Raw genomic sequence first — 15,100 nt, 5'->3', positions numbered from 1 at the left:
CACGTACGAAACGGTTTCGTTTCGTTGAGGGCGGGGGTATCTTCGTACTGTACGAAACCGTTTCGTTCGCACCATCGGATCGGAGGAGCCGGCATGGCTCGCAGCAGACTCACTCCCGAGCGGGAGTCCGAGCTGTACACGGCCGTGCTCGACCTCCTCCGCGAGGTCGGCTACGACGCCCTCACCATGGACGCCGTCGCCGCCCGCACCCACTCCAGCAAGGCCACCCTCTACCGCCAGTGGGGGAGCAAGCCGGAGCTGGTCGCCCGGGCGCTCCGCGCCAACAAGCCCGCCTCTCTCTCCGAGATCGACACCGGCTCGCTGCGCGGCGACATCGAGGAGATGCTCGCCCACACCGACGACTGCCAGATGGACAAGGACGCCGCGCTGATGCGGGGCCTTGCCCATGCCGTCCACACCAACCCCGAACTGCACCGCGCGCTGCGCGAGCTGCTCATCGAACCCGAGATGAACGGCCTCGACGAAGTGCTGCAACGAGCGGTCCGCAGGGGCGAGGTCGCCGCCGACAACCCGGCGCTGAAGCTCGTTCCGCACATGCTGATCGGTGCGTTCATCGCCCGCCCGCTGATCGAGGATCAGCCGGTCGACCGCGCCTTCCTCAGCGCGTACTTCGACGCCGTCGTGCTCCCCTCACTCGGCGTCTGATCCTCCCCGCAGTACCGCTGGACCCTTTCTCCACCTGACGTCGAACCGCTCACGCCGTCGGGCCGGCTCCCCATGTCCTGTCCCGCCCCACAATGGGAGTACGCCCCCGTGGCCACGTTCCTCTACAAGCTGGGCCGTTCCGCCTTCCGGCGCCGACGGCTCGTCGCCCTCCTCTGGGTGGCGCTCCTGGCGGTCGCCGGTATCGGCGCCGCCACCGCGCCCGCCCCCGCGTCCAGTTCCTTCTCGATCCCCGGCACCGAGGCCCAGCGCGCCTTCGACCTGCTCGAAGAGCGCTTCCCGGGCGCCGGCGCCGACGGGGCCACGGCCCGTGTCGTCTTCAAGGCCCCCGAGGGCCAGAAGATGACCGACCCGGCCCACAAGGCCGTCGTCGAGGAGACCGTCGCCGCGCTGAAGTCCGGCTCGGACCAGATCGTCTCGGTCACCGACCCGTACACCGCGCAGGCCGTCTCGAAGGACGGCTCCACCGCCTACGTCTCCGTCTCCTACAAGGTCAGCGGGATGGAGCTGACCGACGAGAGCCGGGAAGCCCTCACCCAGGCCGGTCTGGGCGCGCAGGGCAAGGGGCTGACCGTCGAGGTCGGCGGTGACGCCCTCCAGAGCATGCCCGAGCAGGGCGCGAGCGAGGCCATCGGCGTCGTCATCGCCGGCATCGTGCTCGTCATCACCTTCGGCTCGCTCGTCGCCGCCGGACTCCCGCTGCTCACCGCGATCATCGGCGTCGGCATCGGCGTCTCCTCGATCACGGCCCTCGCCAACGTCCTCGACCTGGGCTCCACCACCTCCACCCTCGCGATGATGATCGGCCTCGCGGTCGGCATCGACTACGCCCTCTTCATCGTCTCCCGCTACCGCGCGGAGCTCGCCGACGGGCGCGAGAAGGAGGACGCGGCGGGCCGTGCGGTCGGCACGGCGGGCTCGGCGGTCGTCTTCGCCGGACTCACCGTCGTCATCGCCCTGGTCGGCCTGGCCGTCGTCAACATCCCGATGCTGACGAAGATGGGCTTCGCCGCCGCCGGCACGGTCGTCATCGCCGTCCTCATCGGACTCACCCTCATCCCCGCGATGCTCGGCTTCGCCGGCGACAAGATCGTCGGCCGCAAGCAGCGCAAGGGCACCGCGAAGGTGAGCGATAAGCCCAACGGCGGCACCCGCTGGGCCCGCTTCGTCATCCGCCGCCCCCTGATGGTGCTGCTCGTCGGCGTCATCGGCCTCGGTGCGATCGCCGTGCCCGCCGCCTCCCTGGAGATGGGCCTGCCGGACGACGGCGTCAAGCCCACCTCCACCACCGAGCGCAGGGCGTACGACGCGCTGTCGGACGGCTTCGGCCCCGGCTTCAACGGCCCGCTGCTCGTCGTCGTCGACGGCGACAAGGCCACCGCCGACAAGGCCGTCTCCACGATCAAGGGCCTCGAAGGCTGGGCCGCCGTCACCCCGGCGACCCCGAACAAGGCCGGCGACGCCGCGATGATCACGGTGGTCCCGAAGGACCGTCCGTCCTCGGGCGCCACCGAGGACCTGGTCCACGACATCCGGGGCGCCACCGGCGACGAGGTCCTCGTCACCGGCGCGACCGCGATGAACATCGACTTCTCGCAGAAGATGAACGACGCGCTCGTGCCCTACCTGGCACTCGTCGTCGGCCTCGCCTTCCTGCTCCTGACGGTGGTCTTCCGGTCGATCCTGGTGCCGCTGAAGGCGGCCCTCGGCTTCCTGCTCTCGGTCGTCGCGGCCCTCGGCGCGGTCGTCGCGGTCTTCCAGTGGGGCTGGCTCGGCAGCCTCTTCGGGGTCGAGCAGACCGGCCCGATCATGTCGATGATGCCGATCTTCATGGTGGGTGTCGTCTTCGGTCTCGCGATGGACTACGAGGTCTTCCTCGTGACCCGGATGCGGGAGGCGTACGTGCACGGCGAGCGGCCCGGCGAGGCGATCGTGACCGGCTTCCGGCACAGCGCCCGGGTGGTCGTCGCCGCGGCGGTCATCATGATCGCGGTCTTCTCCGGCTTCATCGGCATGGACGACCAGATGATCAAGATGATCGGCTTCGGCCTGGCCGTCGCGGTCCTCTTCGACGCCTTCGTGGTCCGCATGGCGATCGTCCCGGCCGTGCTCGCGCTCCTCGGCCACAAGGCCTGGTGGCTGCCGAAGTGGCTGGACCGGATCCTGCCGAGCGTGGACGTGGAGGGCGAGGGCCTCGCCGCGTCGACCGGTGAGGACGCGCCCGCGAAGCCGGACCTCGTCAAGGTCTGACCTGCGGGACCGATCCCGTACGTACGCCGTCAGTGTGTCGTCATCGACGTACTGACGGCGTACGTGTGCCGGAGGAAGCGGAGCAGGGCGGCGGTGTCGAACTGGACGACCTGGACCCCGTCGTCCCTGTGGAACTCGACGACCGTCTGCACCCGGCCGCAGGGCCACACCTCGATGTCGCCGCGGCGGGTCGGGGTGCGCAGCCCGTTCTCCAGGAGCGTGCGAGGGAAGGACCACTCGACGTCGCCGGGAAAGCCGAAGCGGACGGTCGCGGGGGAGAAGTCGGCGTCGAAACGGAGGGTCACGGGGACGGGCCGGGAGAGCGGCGCGTCGCTGATGATGCGTCCCTTGGCGTGGTCGTCGACGGCGTGATCTTCGGCTGTGTGCTCGTCTACGGCGGCCATCGCGGGCTCCTCACCTTTTTGTCCTGCTATCAGTAAATGTGTCACTCCTTCCCCTCCTTCGCACGGGCATGCGTCGTCCACGCTGTGATCTGTGACCCATGCGCTCTTGCAAGTAGTTCGCAGGAAGGCTCATCATTCGGGGCGTGCATGTACCTGACGGATTCATCAATGCCCCCGTATCGGCCGTGGCCGGTGTCGTCGCCGCCGGCGCCGTCGCCGTGAGCCTGCGCGGGGCCCGCCGCGAGCTTGGGGGCACCTCCCGTGCCGAAGGCCACGGGGGAGAGAGGACGGCGCCGCTCGCCGGGCTCGTCGCGGCCTTCATCTTCGCCGTGCAGATGCTGAACTTCCCGGTCGCCACCGGGACCAGCGGACATCTGCTCGGCGGCGCGCTCGCCGCGATACTCGTCGGCCCGTGGACCGGCGTCCTGTGCGTCGCCGTCGTCCTGCTGATGCAGGGCATCCTCTTCGCCGACGGAGGCCTCACCGCCCTCGGCGTGAACATCACCGTCATGGGCGTCGTCACGGTCGTCGTCGCGTACGCGCTCTTCCGCGGACTCGTCCTCGTGCTCCCGCGCACCCGCCGCTCGGTGACCGCGGCCTCCTTCGTCGCCGCGCTCGTCTCCGTACCGGCCTCGGCCGCCGCCTTCACCCTGATCTACGCGATCGGCGGCACCACCGACGTACCGATCTCCAAGGTCCTGACGGCCATGGTCGGCGTGCACTTCCTCATCGGCGTCGGCGAGGCCGTCATCACCATGCTGACGGTCGGCGCGGTCATCGCGGTCCGCCCCGACCTGGTCTTCGGCGCCCGCGGCCTGACCACCCCGCTCAAGCTCCGGGTCGACGGCGAGCTGGTCGACGCGCAGGCCCCGGCCGCCGCGCCCGCGGCCCCCGGCTCCCCGAGGAAGCTGTGGATCGGCGGCGTCGTCACCGCGCTCGTCCTCGCCGGCTTCGTCTCCTTCTACGCCTCCGCCAGCCCCGACGGCCTGGAGAAGGTCGCCGCCGACAAGGGCATCGACGCCAAGGTCGAGGAGCACGCCGCCGCCGGCTCGCCGCTCGCCGACTACGGCATCAAGGACGTCTCCAACGCCCGCCTCTCCGGCGGCCTCGCCGGCGTCATCGGCGTCGGCGTGACCCTCGCCGTCGGCACGGGCGCCTTCTGGGTCGTCCGCCGCCGCCGTACGCACCAGGAAGCCGCGGCGGCCTGACGTGGCGCGGTCCGTGACACGGGGGCGACCTGACAGGGGACCGGTCTGACATGGGAGCCGGCCACGCCCACAAGCTCTACCGGCACGCGCACTCGCCGGTCCACGAGCTGCCCCCGCACACCAAGCTCGCCGCCGTCCTCGGCTTCGTGGTGGTCGTCGTCTCGACGCCACGCGAGGCCGTCTGGGCCTTCGCCGGCTACGCCCTGCTCCTCGCGGTCGTGGCGGCGAAGGCCCGCGTCCCGGCCGGCTTCCTGCTGAAGCGGCTGCTCATCGAGGTGCCGTTCGTCGCGTTCGCGCTGCTCATGCCCTTCGTCGTCCCCGGCGAGCAGACAGAAGTCCTCGGGGTGTCGCTGAGCGTCCCCGGCCTGTGGGGCGCCTGGAACGTCCTCGCCAAGGGCACCCTCGGCGTCGCCGCCTCCGTGCTCCTCGCCTCCACCACCGAGCTGCGCGCCCTGCTCCTCGGCCTCCAGCGGCTGAAGCTGCCCCCGATGCTCGTCCAGATCGCCTCGTTCATGATCCGGTACGGCGACGTCATCACCGACGAGATGCGCCGCATGTCCGTCGCCCGCCGCTCGCGCGGCTTCGAGGCGCGGGGCGTCCGCCACTGGGGGGTCCTCGCGAAGTCCGCGGGCGCGCTCTTCATCCGCTCGTACGAGCGCGGGGAACGGGTCCACCTCGCCATGGTCAGCCGCGGCTACACGGGCACCATGCCGGTCATCGACGAGGTGACCGCCACCCGCGCCCAGTGGAGATACGCCGCCGCGCTGCCGCTCACCGCACTCCTGATCTGCCTCCTCGGATGGACGACCTCATGACCACTCCCCCCTCCCTCGAGGTGTCCGGCCTCGCCTACGCGTACCCCGACGGCCACCAGGCCCTCTTCGGCGTGGACCTGACCGTCGGGCGCGGCGAGCGGGTCGCCCTCCTCGGCCCCAACGGCGCCGGCAAGACCACCCTCGTCCTCCACCTCAACGGCATCCACACCGGCGGCGCGGGCACGGTCACCGTCGCCGGGCTCCCGGTCGGGAAGAAGCACCTCGCCGAGATCCGGCGCAAGGTCGGCATCGTCTTCCAGGACCCCGACGACCAGCTCTTCATGCCGACCGTCCGCGAGGACGTGGCCTTCGGCCCGGCGGCGGCGGGCGTCCGGGGCGCCGAGCTGGACGCCGTCGTGCGCAAGGCCCTCGACCGGGTCGGGATGGCCGACTACGCGGACCGGCCGCCGCACCACCTCTCCTTCGGGCAGCGCCGCCGGGTCGCCGTGGCCACCGTCCTCGCCATGGAGCCGGAGATCCTCGTCCTCGACGAGCCGTCCTCCAACCTGGACCCGGCCTCGCGCCGCGAGCTCGCCGACATCCTCCGCTCCCTGGACGTCACCGTCCTCATGGTCACCCACGATCTGCCGTACGCCCTGGAGCTCTGCCCGCGCGCGGTGATCCTCAGCGAGGGCGTCATCGCCGCCGACGGGCGGACCGGCGAGATCCTCGCCGACACGGAGCTGATGGCCCGGCACCGCCTGGAGCTGCCGTTCGGCTTCGTACCGAGCTCCGTGGCCTGACCCCGGAATCCACCCCTTCCGGCCGACGTTGCACCATGGGAGCCGGTCGTACGAAAGGGAGAGTGGGTCGGGTGGACGTCCAGGGCACGGTGGCGGCGGGCTGGGAGCCGGTCAGGGACGCGTTCCTGCGCAATTTCGAGCAGCGCGGGGAGCACGGGGCGGCCGTCGCCGTCCACCGGGACGGCGTGCAGGTCGTCGACCTGTGGGCCGGCAGCCGCGATGTGGACGGCTCGGCCCCCTGGACCGGGTCGACGGCCCAGGTGGTCCGCTCGGCGACCAAGGGCGTCGCCGCCGCGGTCCCCCTCCTCCTGCACCAGCGCGGCCTGCTCGACCTGGACGCCCCCGTCGCCACGTACTGGCCGGAGTTCAAGGCGGCCGGCAAGGACCGCGTGACCGTACGGCAGCTCCTCGCGCACCAGGCCGGGGTCCCCGTCCTGGACCGACCGCTCACCCTCGCCGAGGCCGTCGACCTCCCGACGGCCACCGGCGCGATAGCCGCCCAGGCCCCCGTCTGGGAGCCCGGCACCGCCCACGGCTACCACGCCCACACCTTCAGCTGGCTGCTCTCCGGCCTCGTCCACCGCGTCACCGGCCGCACCATCGGCCGCTGGGTCGCCGAGGAGATCACCGGCCCCCTCGGCCTCGACCTGTGGATCGGGCTGCCGGACGCGGAGGCCCATCGGGTCGGCCGCCTCGGCCCCGTCGAGGAGATCGACCCGCCCGGCGGCGGCGCGCTCAAGCTCCGCCCCAAGCGCTCCGTCAGCGAGGCCTACAAGGACCCGGACTCCCTCACCCGGCGCGCCTTCGGGGTCATCGAGCCCAAGCCCGACGAGAACGACCCCGTCTACCGGGCCGCCGAACTGCCCGGCTCGGCAGGTGTCGCCACCGCCCGCGCGCTCGCCCGCTTCTACGCGGCGACCCTCGGCCCCGTGGACGGCGCCGAGCGCCTCTTCGCCCCGGCGACGCTCACCCTGGCCCGTACGGAGGAGTCGGCGGGACCGGACAAGGTGCTGCTCGTCGGCACCCGCTTCGGGCTCGGCCACATGCTGCACGGACCGGCCTCCCCGCTGCTCGGCCCGTCCTCCTTCGGGCACCCCGGCCGCGGCGGCTCCCTCGGCTTCGCCGACCCCGAGTCGGGGATCGCCTTCGGGTACGTCACCAACGGCATGCGGAAGACGGTCACGGCCGACCCGCGCGCCCAGGCGCTGGTGCGGGCGGTGCGGTCGGCCGTCGACCGGACCTGACCCCGACCGGACCCGCATCGGAGGGACCCGACCCGACCTGAACCGGTCAAGGGCCGAAACCGGCCTGAACTGACCTGACATTCTGCGCCGTTGACCGGCGGGCGCGGGGGTGCGTGGCCAGTACCGTGTGCGAGCCCACTGACCAATGGGCGGCACGGGGGGCACGAGTGAGCGGGATTCCGTCGCGAGCGTCGCGACCAGCGAGAACCTTCGGAACGACACGAACACCGCGAACGACACCGCGGCCGTCCCGGCCCGCGCCACCGGCCGACCACGTGGCGCTGCGGATCGCGAGCAGCCGGCTCTGGGAGATCTACGGCAGCATCGGCCTGCTCGCGGCGCACCGGGGCCTCGTGCCCTGGCCGTACGCCAACTGGGCCAAGGTCGCCCGCCGTTCGCTGAGCCGCTCGGACATGACCATCCCGGGCTGGCTCGTCCACCTCTTCCGGACCGGTGGCGGGAGCCTGCCGCCGTTCCTCCTCGCCGTCCCGGCCTCGGACGGACCGGACCTGAGCGAGGAGCTCGCGACCCTGGCGGCGGTCTGCCCGTCCCGGGTCCGCGCGGAGCTCGAACAGCGCTTCCCGCAGGGCGTGCCCGCCGAGGTCCGCCCGCTGTACGCGGACCCCGTGGCGCGCCTCGCCGAACTCCGCGCCTTCCTGCCGAGGTACTGGCAGGCCGCGCTCGCCCCGCACGCGGCGACCGCGCGGGCGGCGACGGAGGAGGACGTCCTGCGCCGCGCCCGCACGCTGGCCACCCAGGGCCCGGAGGCGCTGCTTGACGCGGTGGGCGGGATCGCGGTGCCCGGCGGGGTCGCGGTGCCCGGCGTCATGGCCGTGTCGGGCGTCTCCCGACTCGTGCTCGTGCCCCTGCTGTTCGGCCGGGGCACGCCCTTCTTCACCTCGGCCCCGGACGGCTCCGAGGCCGCGCTGTCCTACCCGGTCGAAGGGTCCGCCGTCCTCGTCGGGGAGGCGCCGCCCGCGCGGCGCACCGACGCGCCCGCGCGCGGCGACCGGCTGGAGATCCTGATCGGCCGCAGCCGGGCCGGTGTCGTCCGGGCCCTCGTGACGCCCACGACCACGTCGGACCTCGCGACGGCCCTCGGGCTCGCCCCGAGCACCGTCTCGCAGCACCTCGCGGCGCTGCTCGCCGCGGGCGTGGTGCGGCGGCGCAGGGCGGGCGTGCGCGTGCTCTACGAACTGGACCGCCCGGGCGTGGTGCTGCTGAGGCACCTGGACCACGCGCGCGGGGCGCCGGTGGTCCGCTGACCGGGCAGTAGGGTCAATTCGCCGTACACGTACACAGGTTGCAACAGGAGAGAGCGCAATGTCCCAGGAAACGTACGAGAAGCTGGTCGCCCTGCTCGACGAGCGCGGTGCCGCCTACCGGGTGATCGAGCACGCGCCCGAGGGCGCCACCGAGGCGGTCAGCGCCCTGCGGGGGCACGAACTCGCCCAGGCGGCCAAGTGCATCATCGCGATGGTCAAGATCGGCAAGAAGGAGAAGCGGTTCGCGCTGGTCGTCGTCCCGGGTGACAAGCGGATCGACCTCGCGGCCGTGAAGGCGCTGTACGGCGGCACCTACGTCTCCTTCGCCTCCCCGGAGATCGCGGAGGAGCTCGCGGGCTCGGAGAGCGGCACGATCCTGCCGTTCTCCTTCGACGAGCGCCTGGAGCTGTTCGTCGACCCGGACCTCCTGACGCACCCGGAGTTCTACTTCAACGCCGCCCGGCTCGACCGCTCGATCGCCCTCTCCAGCGCGGACTACCGGTCGATCGCGGAGCCGCGCGTGGAGCGGGTCTCGACCGACTGACGTCCTAGGGCCTGTCCGGCGTCACGCCATGGTGGGCGTCAGCGCGAGCACCATTCCCAGGCCGACGAGCACGGTGCCGATGACCTTGTTGAGCACGCTCTGGCGCTGCAGCAGGCGGGCCCGCAGGCTCTGGTTGGAGAAGAGGAGCGCGGCCAGCGCGAACCAGACCAGGTGGGCGAACGACATGAAGAGGCCGTAGCCGACCTGCTGGAAGACGGGGGTGTCGGCGCTGACGACCTGCGTGTACGTGCTCAGCACGAACAGCATCGTCTTCGGGTTGAGCGCGTTCGTCAGGAATCCGGTGCGCAGCGCGCCCGCCTTCGACAGGCCGCCGTCGCTCGACAGGTCGATGTCCACCTGGGTCTTGGTGACGAACGTCTTGTACCCGATGTACACGAGATACGCGGCGCCGATCAGTTTCATCGCGGTGAAAAGCATCGGACTCCTGGAAACCAGAAGTCCCACGCCCAGCATCGTGTAGGTGACGTGGACGAGAACGCCCAGGGCAATTCCGACGGCCGCGAGAACTCCCGCGGTGCGCCCGTACAGATAACTGTTGCGGACGGTCATCGCGAAGTCCGCGCCGGGGCTGATGACAGCCAGAACAGTGATGACCGCCACGGCGATGAGCTGACCCATTTGCTGACCCGTTTTCCCGTCTTCTTCTCACTCGTTCACGCGGCGGTGGGGGCGCGGGGGTCTCGCCGTGGCGGACTCGCCGCGGCGGGCACCCCCGCACCCCCTCCGTACATCAGGGCTTGTGACGGTAGGTCACGACCAGCACGTCACGCGAGGCCGGGGTGGAGGAATCGATCCGCTCGATCGGCGAGACGCCGTGGTAGACCCGCTCGTCGTTGACGAGCGCCAGGTCGAGGGGGTCGGTGAGGGCGAACTTCTCCACCGGCTGCTTGTCCAGGTTGAAGACGGTGCTCTCGCCGCCGGTGGCGTTGGAGCGGCCGATCATCGCCATCAGGACGAAGGTGACGCCGTCGCGGTGGACGCCCTCGGGCGTGGGCAGACCGACCTCTTCGCCGTCGACCTCGATGCGGAACTGGTGGGCCTCGATGTGCCACGCGGAGTACGGGGCGAGCCGGCCGAAGATGTCGCAGCCCAGGGTGACCAGGCTGCTCATCGTGGCACCGTGCAGCGACGCGTCCTCGAAGGGCTCGTAGTGCCGGGCGACACCGCCGTTGAGGGTGTTGTAGTCGAGCCCCTGGTAGTGCGGCTGGTGGGCCTCGACGCGGTAGTCGGCGCTCGACCGGGGCGCGCTGAGCGTGGCGTGCCGGCGGCGGCGGTAGCGCCCGCCGTCCGCCATGTAGCTGTCGAGCGGCATCCGGCCCCAGCTCTCGCGGAAGGGCTCCAGGTCGTCGAGCGCGGCCCCGGACCGCTGGAGGAGAAGTTCCTTGACCTTTTCGCCGGAGCGGAGGTCAAAGCTCCGGGAGGAAAGCGACTCGCATATTTCCTCTACTCCGGACGCGTACGACGAAGACATTGTTCCCCCTGTGTCCAAGTGATCATCGGCGAAGTCGATCGTGGTATTTGCGGCGGGTGCATGTCAAAGCCTTTCGGTCGTGGCCGAATTGTCGGGAGTCCGCTTTTCATGAAGGGAATGTTGCGACCGTATGACGTGAGGGGTAGGAACCGCCCATGGAACTCAGACTCGGTGAACTCCCGGCACGCTTCGACGAATACGCGGTACTGATCACGGGCGCGGCGCGCGGCATCGGCGCGGCCACCGCACGCCGGCTCGCGGCCGAGGGCGCGCGGGTGCTGGTCACGGACATCGACGAGGACGAGGCCGCACGGACCGCCGCCGAACTGCCCGGGGCGGTGGCCCTGCGCTGCGACGTCGGCGACCGGGACTCGGTGGAGGCGGCCGTCGCGTACGCGGTGGAGACCTTCGGCGGCCTCGACGTCCTCGTCAACAACGCCCTCGCCCCCGTCGCCCCCGACCCGGACCGCTTCGAGGACGAGCCGGACGGGGGCTGGGCGGGCCAGCTCGACGTGACGCTGATGGGCGCGGTCCGCTGCTCCCGGGCCGCGCTGCCGCACCTCGCGGCGGCGGGCGGGCGCGGGGCGATCGTCATGATCGGCTCGGTCAACGCCGAGGCGGACTTCGGCAGTCACGCCTACAGCGCGGCCAAGGCGGGCCTCACCTCGCTGACCCGGACGCTGGCGGGCGACGCGGCGCCACGCGGTGTCCGCGTCAACCAGATCAACCCGGGGACGATCGCGACGACGGGCTGGGCGGGCAGGGAGGCCGAACTCGCCGCACTGGCGGACCGGGTCTACCCGCTGGGCCGCGTCGGCACTCCGGAGGACGTGGCCGCCGCCGTCGCGTTCCTCGCGTCGCGGGACGCGTCCTGGATCACGGGCACGGTCCTGCGGGTCGACGGCGGCCTGCTGGCGGTGAACACGCACTTCGCGGAGGTCCTGGCGGACTGAGGAAGCCGCCGCGGAAATTTCCGGAACCGGGACGCAACCCCGGGAGGTGCCACACGTCTGGTGGGTTGAAGGCGCCCTTCACGTCCTGTCCCACCTCCTCACCTGGAGAGCCCCATGAAGCACACCTCTCGCCGTCGCCGGATCCTGGGCGCGGTCACGGGCGCCGCACTGCTCCTGGGCGGCGCCTTCGCCGCGCAGGCCGTCGCCGACTCCGGCGAGAAGCCGAAGCCCGCGGCGCCGAAGGTCGTCCCGGCCGAGGATGCGGCACCGAAGCCGGCACCGAAGCCGGCCGTGGTGAAGCCGGGCACGGCCCGGCCCGCCCCGGCCCCGGCGGTGAAGCAGCCGGGCACGGCGCGTCCGGCCCCTGCGCCGGCGGTGAAGCAGCCGGGCACGCCCCGGCCTGCTGCCCCCGCCCCGGCCGTGAAGCCGGCCCCGGCCGCCGCGAAGCCCGCTCCGGTGGCCGAGCGGACGCCCGCCCCCGCCCCGGCCCCCGCCGAGAACGCGCCCCGCGTGATCGCCCCCGGCACGGCGGGTGCCGGGAAGTAACACCGGAGCCCGGAGTCAGGGCGGGCCGGCCCTCCACAGGGCCGGCCCGCCCCCTTCCCCTCCCGCAACGGATCGAGCGAGGCCCATGCAGTACGCGATACAAGCGGCGCCACCCTGGTGGTCGCGCCTGCTCGCCCGCGTGTCCGGTACCGAGAACCTCGCGGTGGTACGGGAACTCCGCCCCCGCGTGCGCTCGTCGCCGTACGCCGACGAGCGGCCGCCCGGCCTGACCGAGCTGTACCGGGCGCGACGGCTCGACATGGTGCGGCTCGCGCTCTTCCTGGTCGACGACCTGCACACCGCCGAGGACGTCGTCCAGGACGCGTTCGCGGCCGTGTGCCGCGCGTACGGCACCTCGCTGGACGGCCTCCGGGACCCGGGGGCGTATCTGCACACCGCCGTGGTCAACGCGGCCCGCTCGGTCCTGCGCCGCCGCCGCACGGCCCGCGGCTACACCCCGCCCCACCAGCCGGCGAGCCCGCCGGTGGACGAGGGCCTCCTCCTGGCGGAGGAACACCGCGCCGTCCTCGACGCGCTGGCTCAACTCACCGTCCGCCAGCGCGAGGTACTGGTCCTGCGCTACTGGTCGGAGCTGACCGAGGAGCAGATCGCGCGGACGCTCGGCCTTTCGCGCGGCACGGTGAAGTCCACGGCGAGCCGCGCCCTGGACGCCCTGGAGAAGAGACTGGAGGCGTCCTGATGGCCACCCCGCCCACCGAAGACCGCCACGCCGCCACCGAGGCCCGCCTCAGAGCGGCCCTGACGGCCCGCGCGGCCCAGGTCACCCACCACGACCTGCGCCGGGAGCCGCCACCCCAGGGCCGTGCCCGGTCCCTCCGCGGCCTGTACGGCCGGGGCCTCGCCGCGCTGGCCGTGGCGGCGGCCGTGGCGGCGGTGTGCCTCCTGGCCCTGCTCCCCGAGAGCCGCCTGAACCCCACCCCGGTGCAGCCCGCGCGCCCCCCGGCCACCACCACCGACCGCCCGGCCCCCGAACAGCCTCCGATGCCCCGGCCGTCCGCGCAGACGCCCCGGGTGGTCCCTCCGGCCCCGGCGGACTGACGGGAAGCGCCGCAGCGCTCGAGTGCCCCACGGCACACTGCACAGCGAGGTCCACCCGTCGCCGCCCGCTCCGGCAAATGGCGTGTCTGCGACCGCCTCGGACCGGGAAAGCTGGTGTGGGCGAGCTTGCCGTGGAGGGGGAGTCGGATGCGTCGTGAGGGAATCGCGGCCGGTCGGATGGCGGGGCCGTACCACCGGGGGGCTCGGCGGCCGAAACTCTGGGCGTTACGGGCCGACCGGTCCGGGAGCGGCCTGATCACCGAGGCCGAGTGCACCACCTGCCACGACGGTTCCGGCGCGGCGGACGACGGGCGCGGGCCCGCCGTCTGGTGCCTGGCCCACGCCGAGGAGACCGGCCACACCGGCTTCCGCCGCATCCGGACCGACTTCTTCCGGGCCTCCTGCGACGGCGCGGGCGAGTCCGTCGACGGCGCCTGAGCCTCGCGTATCCGAGCCGAGGCACAGTCGGCCCGCCCGGAGCCTCGGCCCGCCCGGAGCCTCAGCCCGCCTGGAGCCTCAGCCCGCCTGGAGCATCAGGCCGATGCCGAGCACCATCAGGCCCGCCGCCGCGATCCTCGGGCCGCCGAAGCGTTCCTTGAAGAAGAGCGCGCCTATCGCCGCACCCACGATGATCGAGGACTCGCGGAGCGCCGCGATCGGGGCCAGGGGGGCCTTCGTCTGGGCCCACAGAACGAGGGCGTACGCCGAGACCGAGAGCGCCGCACCGAGGAGGCCCCGGGCCGCGTACGGGCGGAGCTGGGGGACGAGGGCCGACCGGCGCTTCCCCAGGGCGTACGCGGGGATCACGAGGCCCTGGAGGATCATCAGCCACGCGATGTAGCCGAGCGGGGTGCCGGAGGCGCGGACGCCGACGCCGTCGACGACCGTGTAGAGCGCGATCGACAGGCCCGTGGCGCCCGCGGCGGCCAGCGCCGGCCACTGAGGGCGGGCGTCCTTGCCCCGGATGCCCCAGAGGGCGAGGCCCGTCAGGCCCGCGCAGGCCACCGCCACCCCGAGCAACTGCCAGCCGCCCGGCACCTCGTGGAGGAAGACCGCCGCGAGGACGGTCACCACGAGCGGGGCCGTACCGCGGGCGATCGGGTACATCTGCCCGAAGTCGCCGAGCGTGAACGAGCGCATGAGCAGGGCGTAGTAGCCGATGTGGAGCACCGCCGAGGCGATCAGGTACGGCCAGGCGCCGGCCGCCGGGAACGGTACGAAGAGGGCCGTGGCCAGGCCGATCAGCGCCCCGCCGCCGGATATCAGCGTGAAGGAGAGCAACTGCTCCTTGATGTGGTGCGCGATCGCGTTCCAGCTCGCGTGCGTGACGGCCGCGACGAGGACCGCGAGGGTGACGAGAGGGGTCACGCCGAGGCCTCGCGCACGTCCACGACGGTGGCGCCGGCGTGGGCGACCAGGGTCTTCGGGTCGAGGGCGAACACCGTGTGCGGGGTGCCCGCCGCCGCCCACACCACCTCGTGGTCGAGGACGCCCCGGCCGGCGAGGACCCGGGTCCGGGTCCGGTGCCCGAAGGGCGGGACGCCCCCGATCGCGTACCCGGTCGTCTCCCTGACCGCCTTCGCGTCGGCCCGCGTCACCTTCCCGGCGCCCAGCTCCTGCCGTACCCGCTCGACGTCCACCCGCGAGGCGCCGTCCATCAGGACGAGGACCGGCACCCCGTCGGCGGCGAAGATCAGCGACTTCACGATCTCGGCGACCCGGCAGCCGATGGCCTCGGCGGCCTGCTGCGCGGTGCGGGTCTCGTCGGGGAAGCGGCGGACCTCGACGTCGAGGCCCAACTCCTGGAGGGCGGCGGCGAACTGCGGGTGTGCGTCAGTGGTCATGGCCCGCACGCTAGTGGTAGTTGTACGGGCCATGCGACCGGGTTCCGCG

The 15,100-nt window shown here is 72.5% G+C and carries 18 protein-coding genes; 13 read left to right on the top strand and 5 right to left on the bottom strand.

The genetic code is table 11. The features are described 5' to 3' along the window. Nucleotides 1-93: 93 nt before the first annotated feature. Complete coding sequence (locus SGA01_RS31210) at nucleotides 94-666, top strand: TetR/AcrR family transcriptional regulator (protein WP_141300675.1); 573 nt, start codon at nucleotides 94-96, stop codon at nucleotides 664-666. 108 nt (nucleotides 667-774) lie between these two features. Further along, a complete protein-coding gene (locus tag SGA01_RS31205) occupies nucleotides 775-2,934 on the top strand; it encodes an MMPL family transporter (protein ID WP_141300673.1) in 2,160 nt (719 codons plus the stop codon). Between the two features lie 29 nt (nucleotides 2,935-2,963). On the opposite strand, the gene SGA01_RS31200 is transcribed toward SGA01_RS31205, so the two are convergent. After that, nucleotides 2,964-3,338 carry an SsgA family sporulation/cell division regulator gene (locus SGA01_RS31200; protein ID WP_141300671.1) on the bottom strand — a complete coding sequence of 125 codons (375 nt, stop codon included), beginning with the start codon at nucleotides 3,336-3,338 and terminating at the stop codon, nucleotides 2,964-2,966. Between the two features lie 143 nt (nucleotides 3,339-3,481). Between SGA01_RS31200 and SGA01_RS31195 the strand changes: the two genes are divergently transcribed. From SGA01_RS31195 to SGA01_RS31170, 6 genes are all read left to right on the top strand, one after another. Next, entirely contained in the window at nucleotides 3,482-4,546 is a 1,065-nt protein-coding gene (locus SGA01_RS31195) for an energy-coupling factor ABC transporter permease (protein WP_141300669.1), read from the top strand. 50 nt (nucleotides 4,547-4,596) lie between these two features. Next, nucleotides 4,597-5,361 carry a cobalt ECF transporter T component CbiQ gene (gene cbiQ, locus SGA01_RS31190; protein WP_141300668.1) on the top strand — a complete coding sequence of 255 codons (765 nt, stop codon included), beginning with the start codon at nucleotides 4,597-4,599 and terminating at the stop codon, nucleotides 5,359-5,361. Further along, on the top strand, nucleotides 5,358-6,104 hold the full coding sequence (locus SGA01_RS31185) for an energy-coupling factor ABC transporter ATP-binding protein (RefSeq protein WP_055646241.1): 747 nt from the start codon (nucleotides 5,358-5,360) through the stop codon (nucleotides 6,102-6,104). Before cbiQ ends, SGA01_RS31185 begins: the two co-directional genes overlap by 4 nt. A 35-nt stretch (nucleotides 6,105-6,139) precedes the next feature. Then, a complete protein-coding gene (locus SGA01_RS31180) occupies nucleotides 6,140-7,348 on the top strand; it encodes a serine hydrolase domain-containing protein (RefSeq protein WP_141300666.1) in 1,209 nt (402 codons plus the stop codon). A 275-nt stretch (nucleotides 7,349-7,623) separates the two neighbouring features. Next, nucleotides 7,624-8,613, top strand: coding sequence for an ArsR family transcriptional regulator (locus SGA01_RS31175; protein WP_141300664.1), 990 nt, complete (start codon nucleotides 7,624-7,626; stop codon nucleotides 8,611-8,613). 58 nt (nucleotides 8,614-8,671) lie between these two features. Continuing rightward, on the top strand, nucleotides 8,672-9,157 hold the full coding sequence (locus SGA01_RS31170) for a YbaK/EbsC family protein (RefSeq protein WP_141300662.1): 486 nt from the start codon (nucleotides 8,672-8,674) through the stop codon (nucleotides 9,155-9,157). 21 nt (nucleotides 9,158-9,178) lie between these two features. Here SGA01_RS31170 and SGA01_RS31165 read toward each other — a convergent pair whose 3' ends face one another. Next, complete coding sequence (locus SGA01_RS31165) at nucleotides 9,179-9,796, bottom strand: LysE family translocator (protein ID WP_055643004.1); 618 nt, start codon at nucleotides 9,794-9,796, stop codon at nucleotides 9,179-9,181. A 112-nt stretch (nucleotides 9,797-9,908) separates the two neighbouring features. Next, nucleotides 9,909-10,649 (bottom strand): 2OG-Fe dioxygenase family protein, encoded by a 741-nt coding sequence (locus tag SGA01_RS31160; protein WP_141300660.1) that lies wholly within the window; start codon nucleotides 10,647-10,649, stop codon nucleotides 9,909-9,911. Nucleotides 10,650-10,804: 155 nt separating this feature from the next. Between SGA01_RS31160 and SGA01_RS31155 the strand changes: the two genes are divergently transcribed. The 5 genes from SGA01_RS31155 (at nucleotide 10,805) to SGA01_RS31135 (ending at nucleotide 13,645) form a co-directional block, all read left to right on the top strand. Further along, complete coding sequence (locus tag SGA01_RS31155; RefSeq protein WP_141300658.1) at nucleotides 10,805-11,602, top strand: SDR family NAD(P)-dependent oxidoreductase; 798 nt, start codon at nucleotides 10,805-10,807, stop codon at nucleotides 11,600-11,602. A 114-nt stretch (nucleotides 11,603-11,716) separates the two neighbouring features. Continuing rightward, complete coding sequence (locus SGA01_RS31150; protein WP_141300656.1) at nucleotides 11,717-12,148, top strand: hypothetical protein; 432 nt, start codon at nucleotides 11,717-11,719, stop codon at nucleotides 12,146-12,148. An 85-nt stretch (nucleotides 12,149-12,233) separates the two neighbouring features. Then, nucleotides 12,234-12,848, top strand: a complete 615-nt coding sequence (locus tag SGA01_RS31145; protein ID WP_141300654.1) for an RNA polymerase sigma factor — start codon at nucleotides 12,234-12,236, stop codon at nucleotides 12,846-12,848. Continuing rightward, nucleotides 12,848-13,207, top strand: a complete 360-nt coding sequence (locus tag SGA01_RS31140) for a hypothetical protein (protein WP_141300652.1) — start codon at nucleotides 12,848-12,850, stop codon at nucleotides 13,205-13,207. Before SGA01_RS31145 ends, SGA01_RS31140 begins: the two co-directional genes overlap by 1 nt. Nucleotides 13,208-13,354: 147 nt before the next feature. Further along, nucleotides 13,355-13,645 (top strand): DUF7848 domain-containing protein, encoded by a 291-nt coding sequence (locus SGA01_RS31135; RefSeq protein WP_229918204.1) that lies wholly within the window; start codon nucleotides 13,355-13,357, stop codon nucleotides 13,643-13,645. Nucleotides 13,646-13,723: 78 nt separating this feature from the next. Here SGA01_RS31135 and SGA01_RS31130 read toward each other — a convergent pair whose 3' ends face one another. Next, the gene (locus tag SGA01_RS31130; protein ID WP_141300650.1) at nucleotides 13,724-14,575 is read right to left on the bottom strand and encodes an EamA family transporter; all 852 of its coding nucleotides are present in this window, start codon (nucleotides 14,573-14,575) and stop codon (nucleotides 13,724-13,726) included. Then, nucleotides 14,572-15,084, bottom strand: a complete 513-nt coding sequence (locus SGA01_RS31125; protein ID WP_141300648.1) for a YbaK/EbsC family protein — start codon at nucleotides 15,082-15,084, stop codon at nucleotides 14,572-14,574. The genes SGA01_RS31130 and SGA01_RS31125 overlap by 4 nt, the downstream gene beginning before the upstream one ends. Nucleotides 15,085-15,100 lie beyond the last annotated feature (16 nt).

This window comes from Streptomyces gardneri (genome assembly GCF_006539185.1).
Classification (GTDB): Bacteria; Actinomycetota; Actinomycetes; order Streptomycetales; family Streptomycetaceae; genus Streptomyces; species Streptomyces gardneri.
Note: the sequence above shows the minus strand (reverse complement) of the source record. Positions and strands in the feature narration are given on the sequence as shown.

Bases quoted from the DNA above. Each gene is read 5' to 3' on its own strand.
- SGA01_RS31210 (WP_141300675.1), top strand. From the start codon at position 94: ATGGCTCGCAGCAGACTCACTCCCGAGCGGGAGTCCGAGCTGTACACG.
- SGA01_RS31200 (WP_141300671.1), bottom strand. From the start codon at position 3,338: ATGGCCGCCGTAGACGAGCACACAGCCGAAGATCACGCCGTCGACGAC.
- cbiQ (WP_141300668.1), top strand. From the start codon at position 4,597: ATGGGAGCCGGCCACGCCCACAAGCTCTACCGGCACGCGCACTCGCCG.
- SGA01_RS31185 (WP_055646241.1), top strand. From the start codon at position 5,358: ATGACCACTCCCCCCTCCCTCGAGGTGTCCGGCCTCGCCTACGCGTAC.
- SGA01_RS31180 (WP_141300666.1), top strand. From the start codon at position 6,140: ATGGGAGCCGGTCGTACGAAAGGGAGAGTGGGTCGGGTGGACGTCCAG.
- SGA01_RS31170 (WP_141300662.1), top strand. From the start codon at position 8,672: ATGTCCCAGGAAACGTACGAGAAGCTGGTCGCCCTGCTCGACGAGCGC.
- SGA01_RS31165 (WP_055643004.1), bottom strand. From the start codon at position 9,796: ATGGGTCAGCTCATCGCCGTGGCGGTCATCACTGTTCTGGCTGTCATC.
- SGA01_RS31160 (WP_141300660.1), bottom strand. From the start codon at position 10,649: ATGTCTTCGTCGTACGCGTCCGGAGTAGAGGAAATATGCGAGTCGCTT.
- SGA01_RS31155 (WP_141300658.1), top strand. From the start codon at position 10,805: ATGGAACTCAGACTCGGTGAACTCCCGGCACGCTTCGACGAATACGCG.
- SGA01_RS31150 (WP_141300656.1), top strand. From the start codon at position 11,717: ATGAAGCACACCTCTCGCCGTCGCCGGATCCTGGGCGCGGTCACGGGC.
- SGA01_RS31145 (WP_141300654.1), top strand. From the start codon at position 12,234: ATGCAGTACGCGATACAAGCGGCGCCACCCTGGTGGTCGCGCCTGCTC.
- SGA01_RS31140 (WP_141300652.1), top strand. From the start codon at position 12,848: ATGGCCACCCCGCCCACCGAAGACCGCCACGCCGCCACCGAGGCCCGC.
- SGA01_RS31135 (WP_229918204.1), top strand. From the start codon at position 13,355: ATGCGTCGTGAGGGAATCGCGGCCGGTCGGATGGCGGGGCCGTACCAC.
- SGA01_RS31125 (WP_141300648.1), bottom strand. From the start codon at position 15,084: ATGGCCCGTACAACTACCACTAGCGTGCGGGCCATGACCACTGACGCA.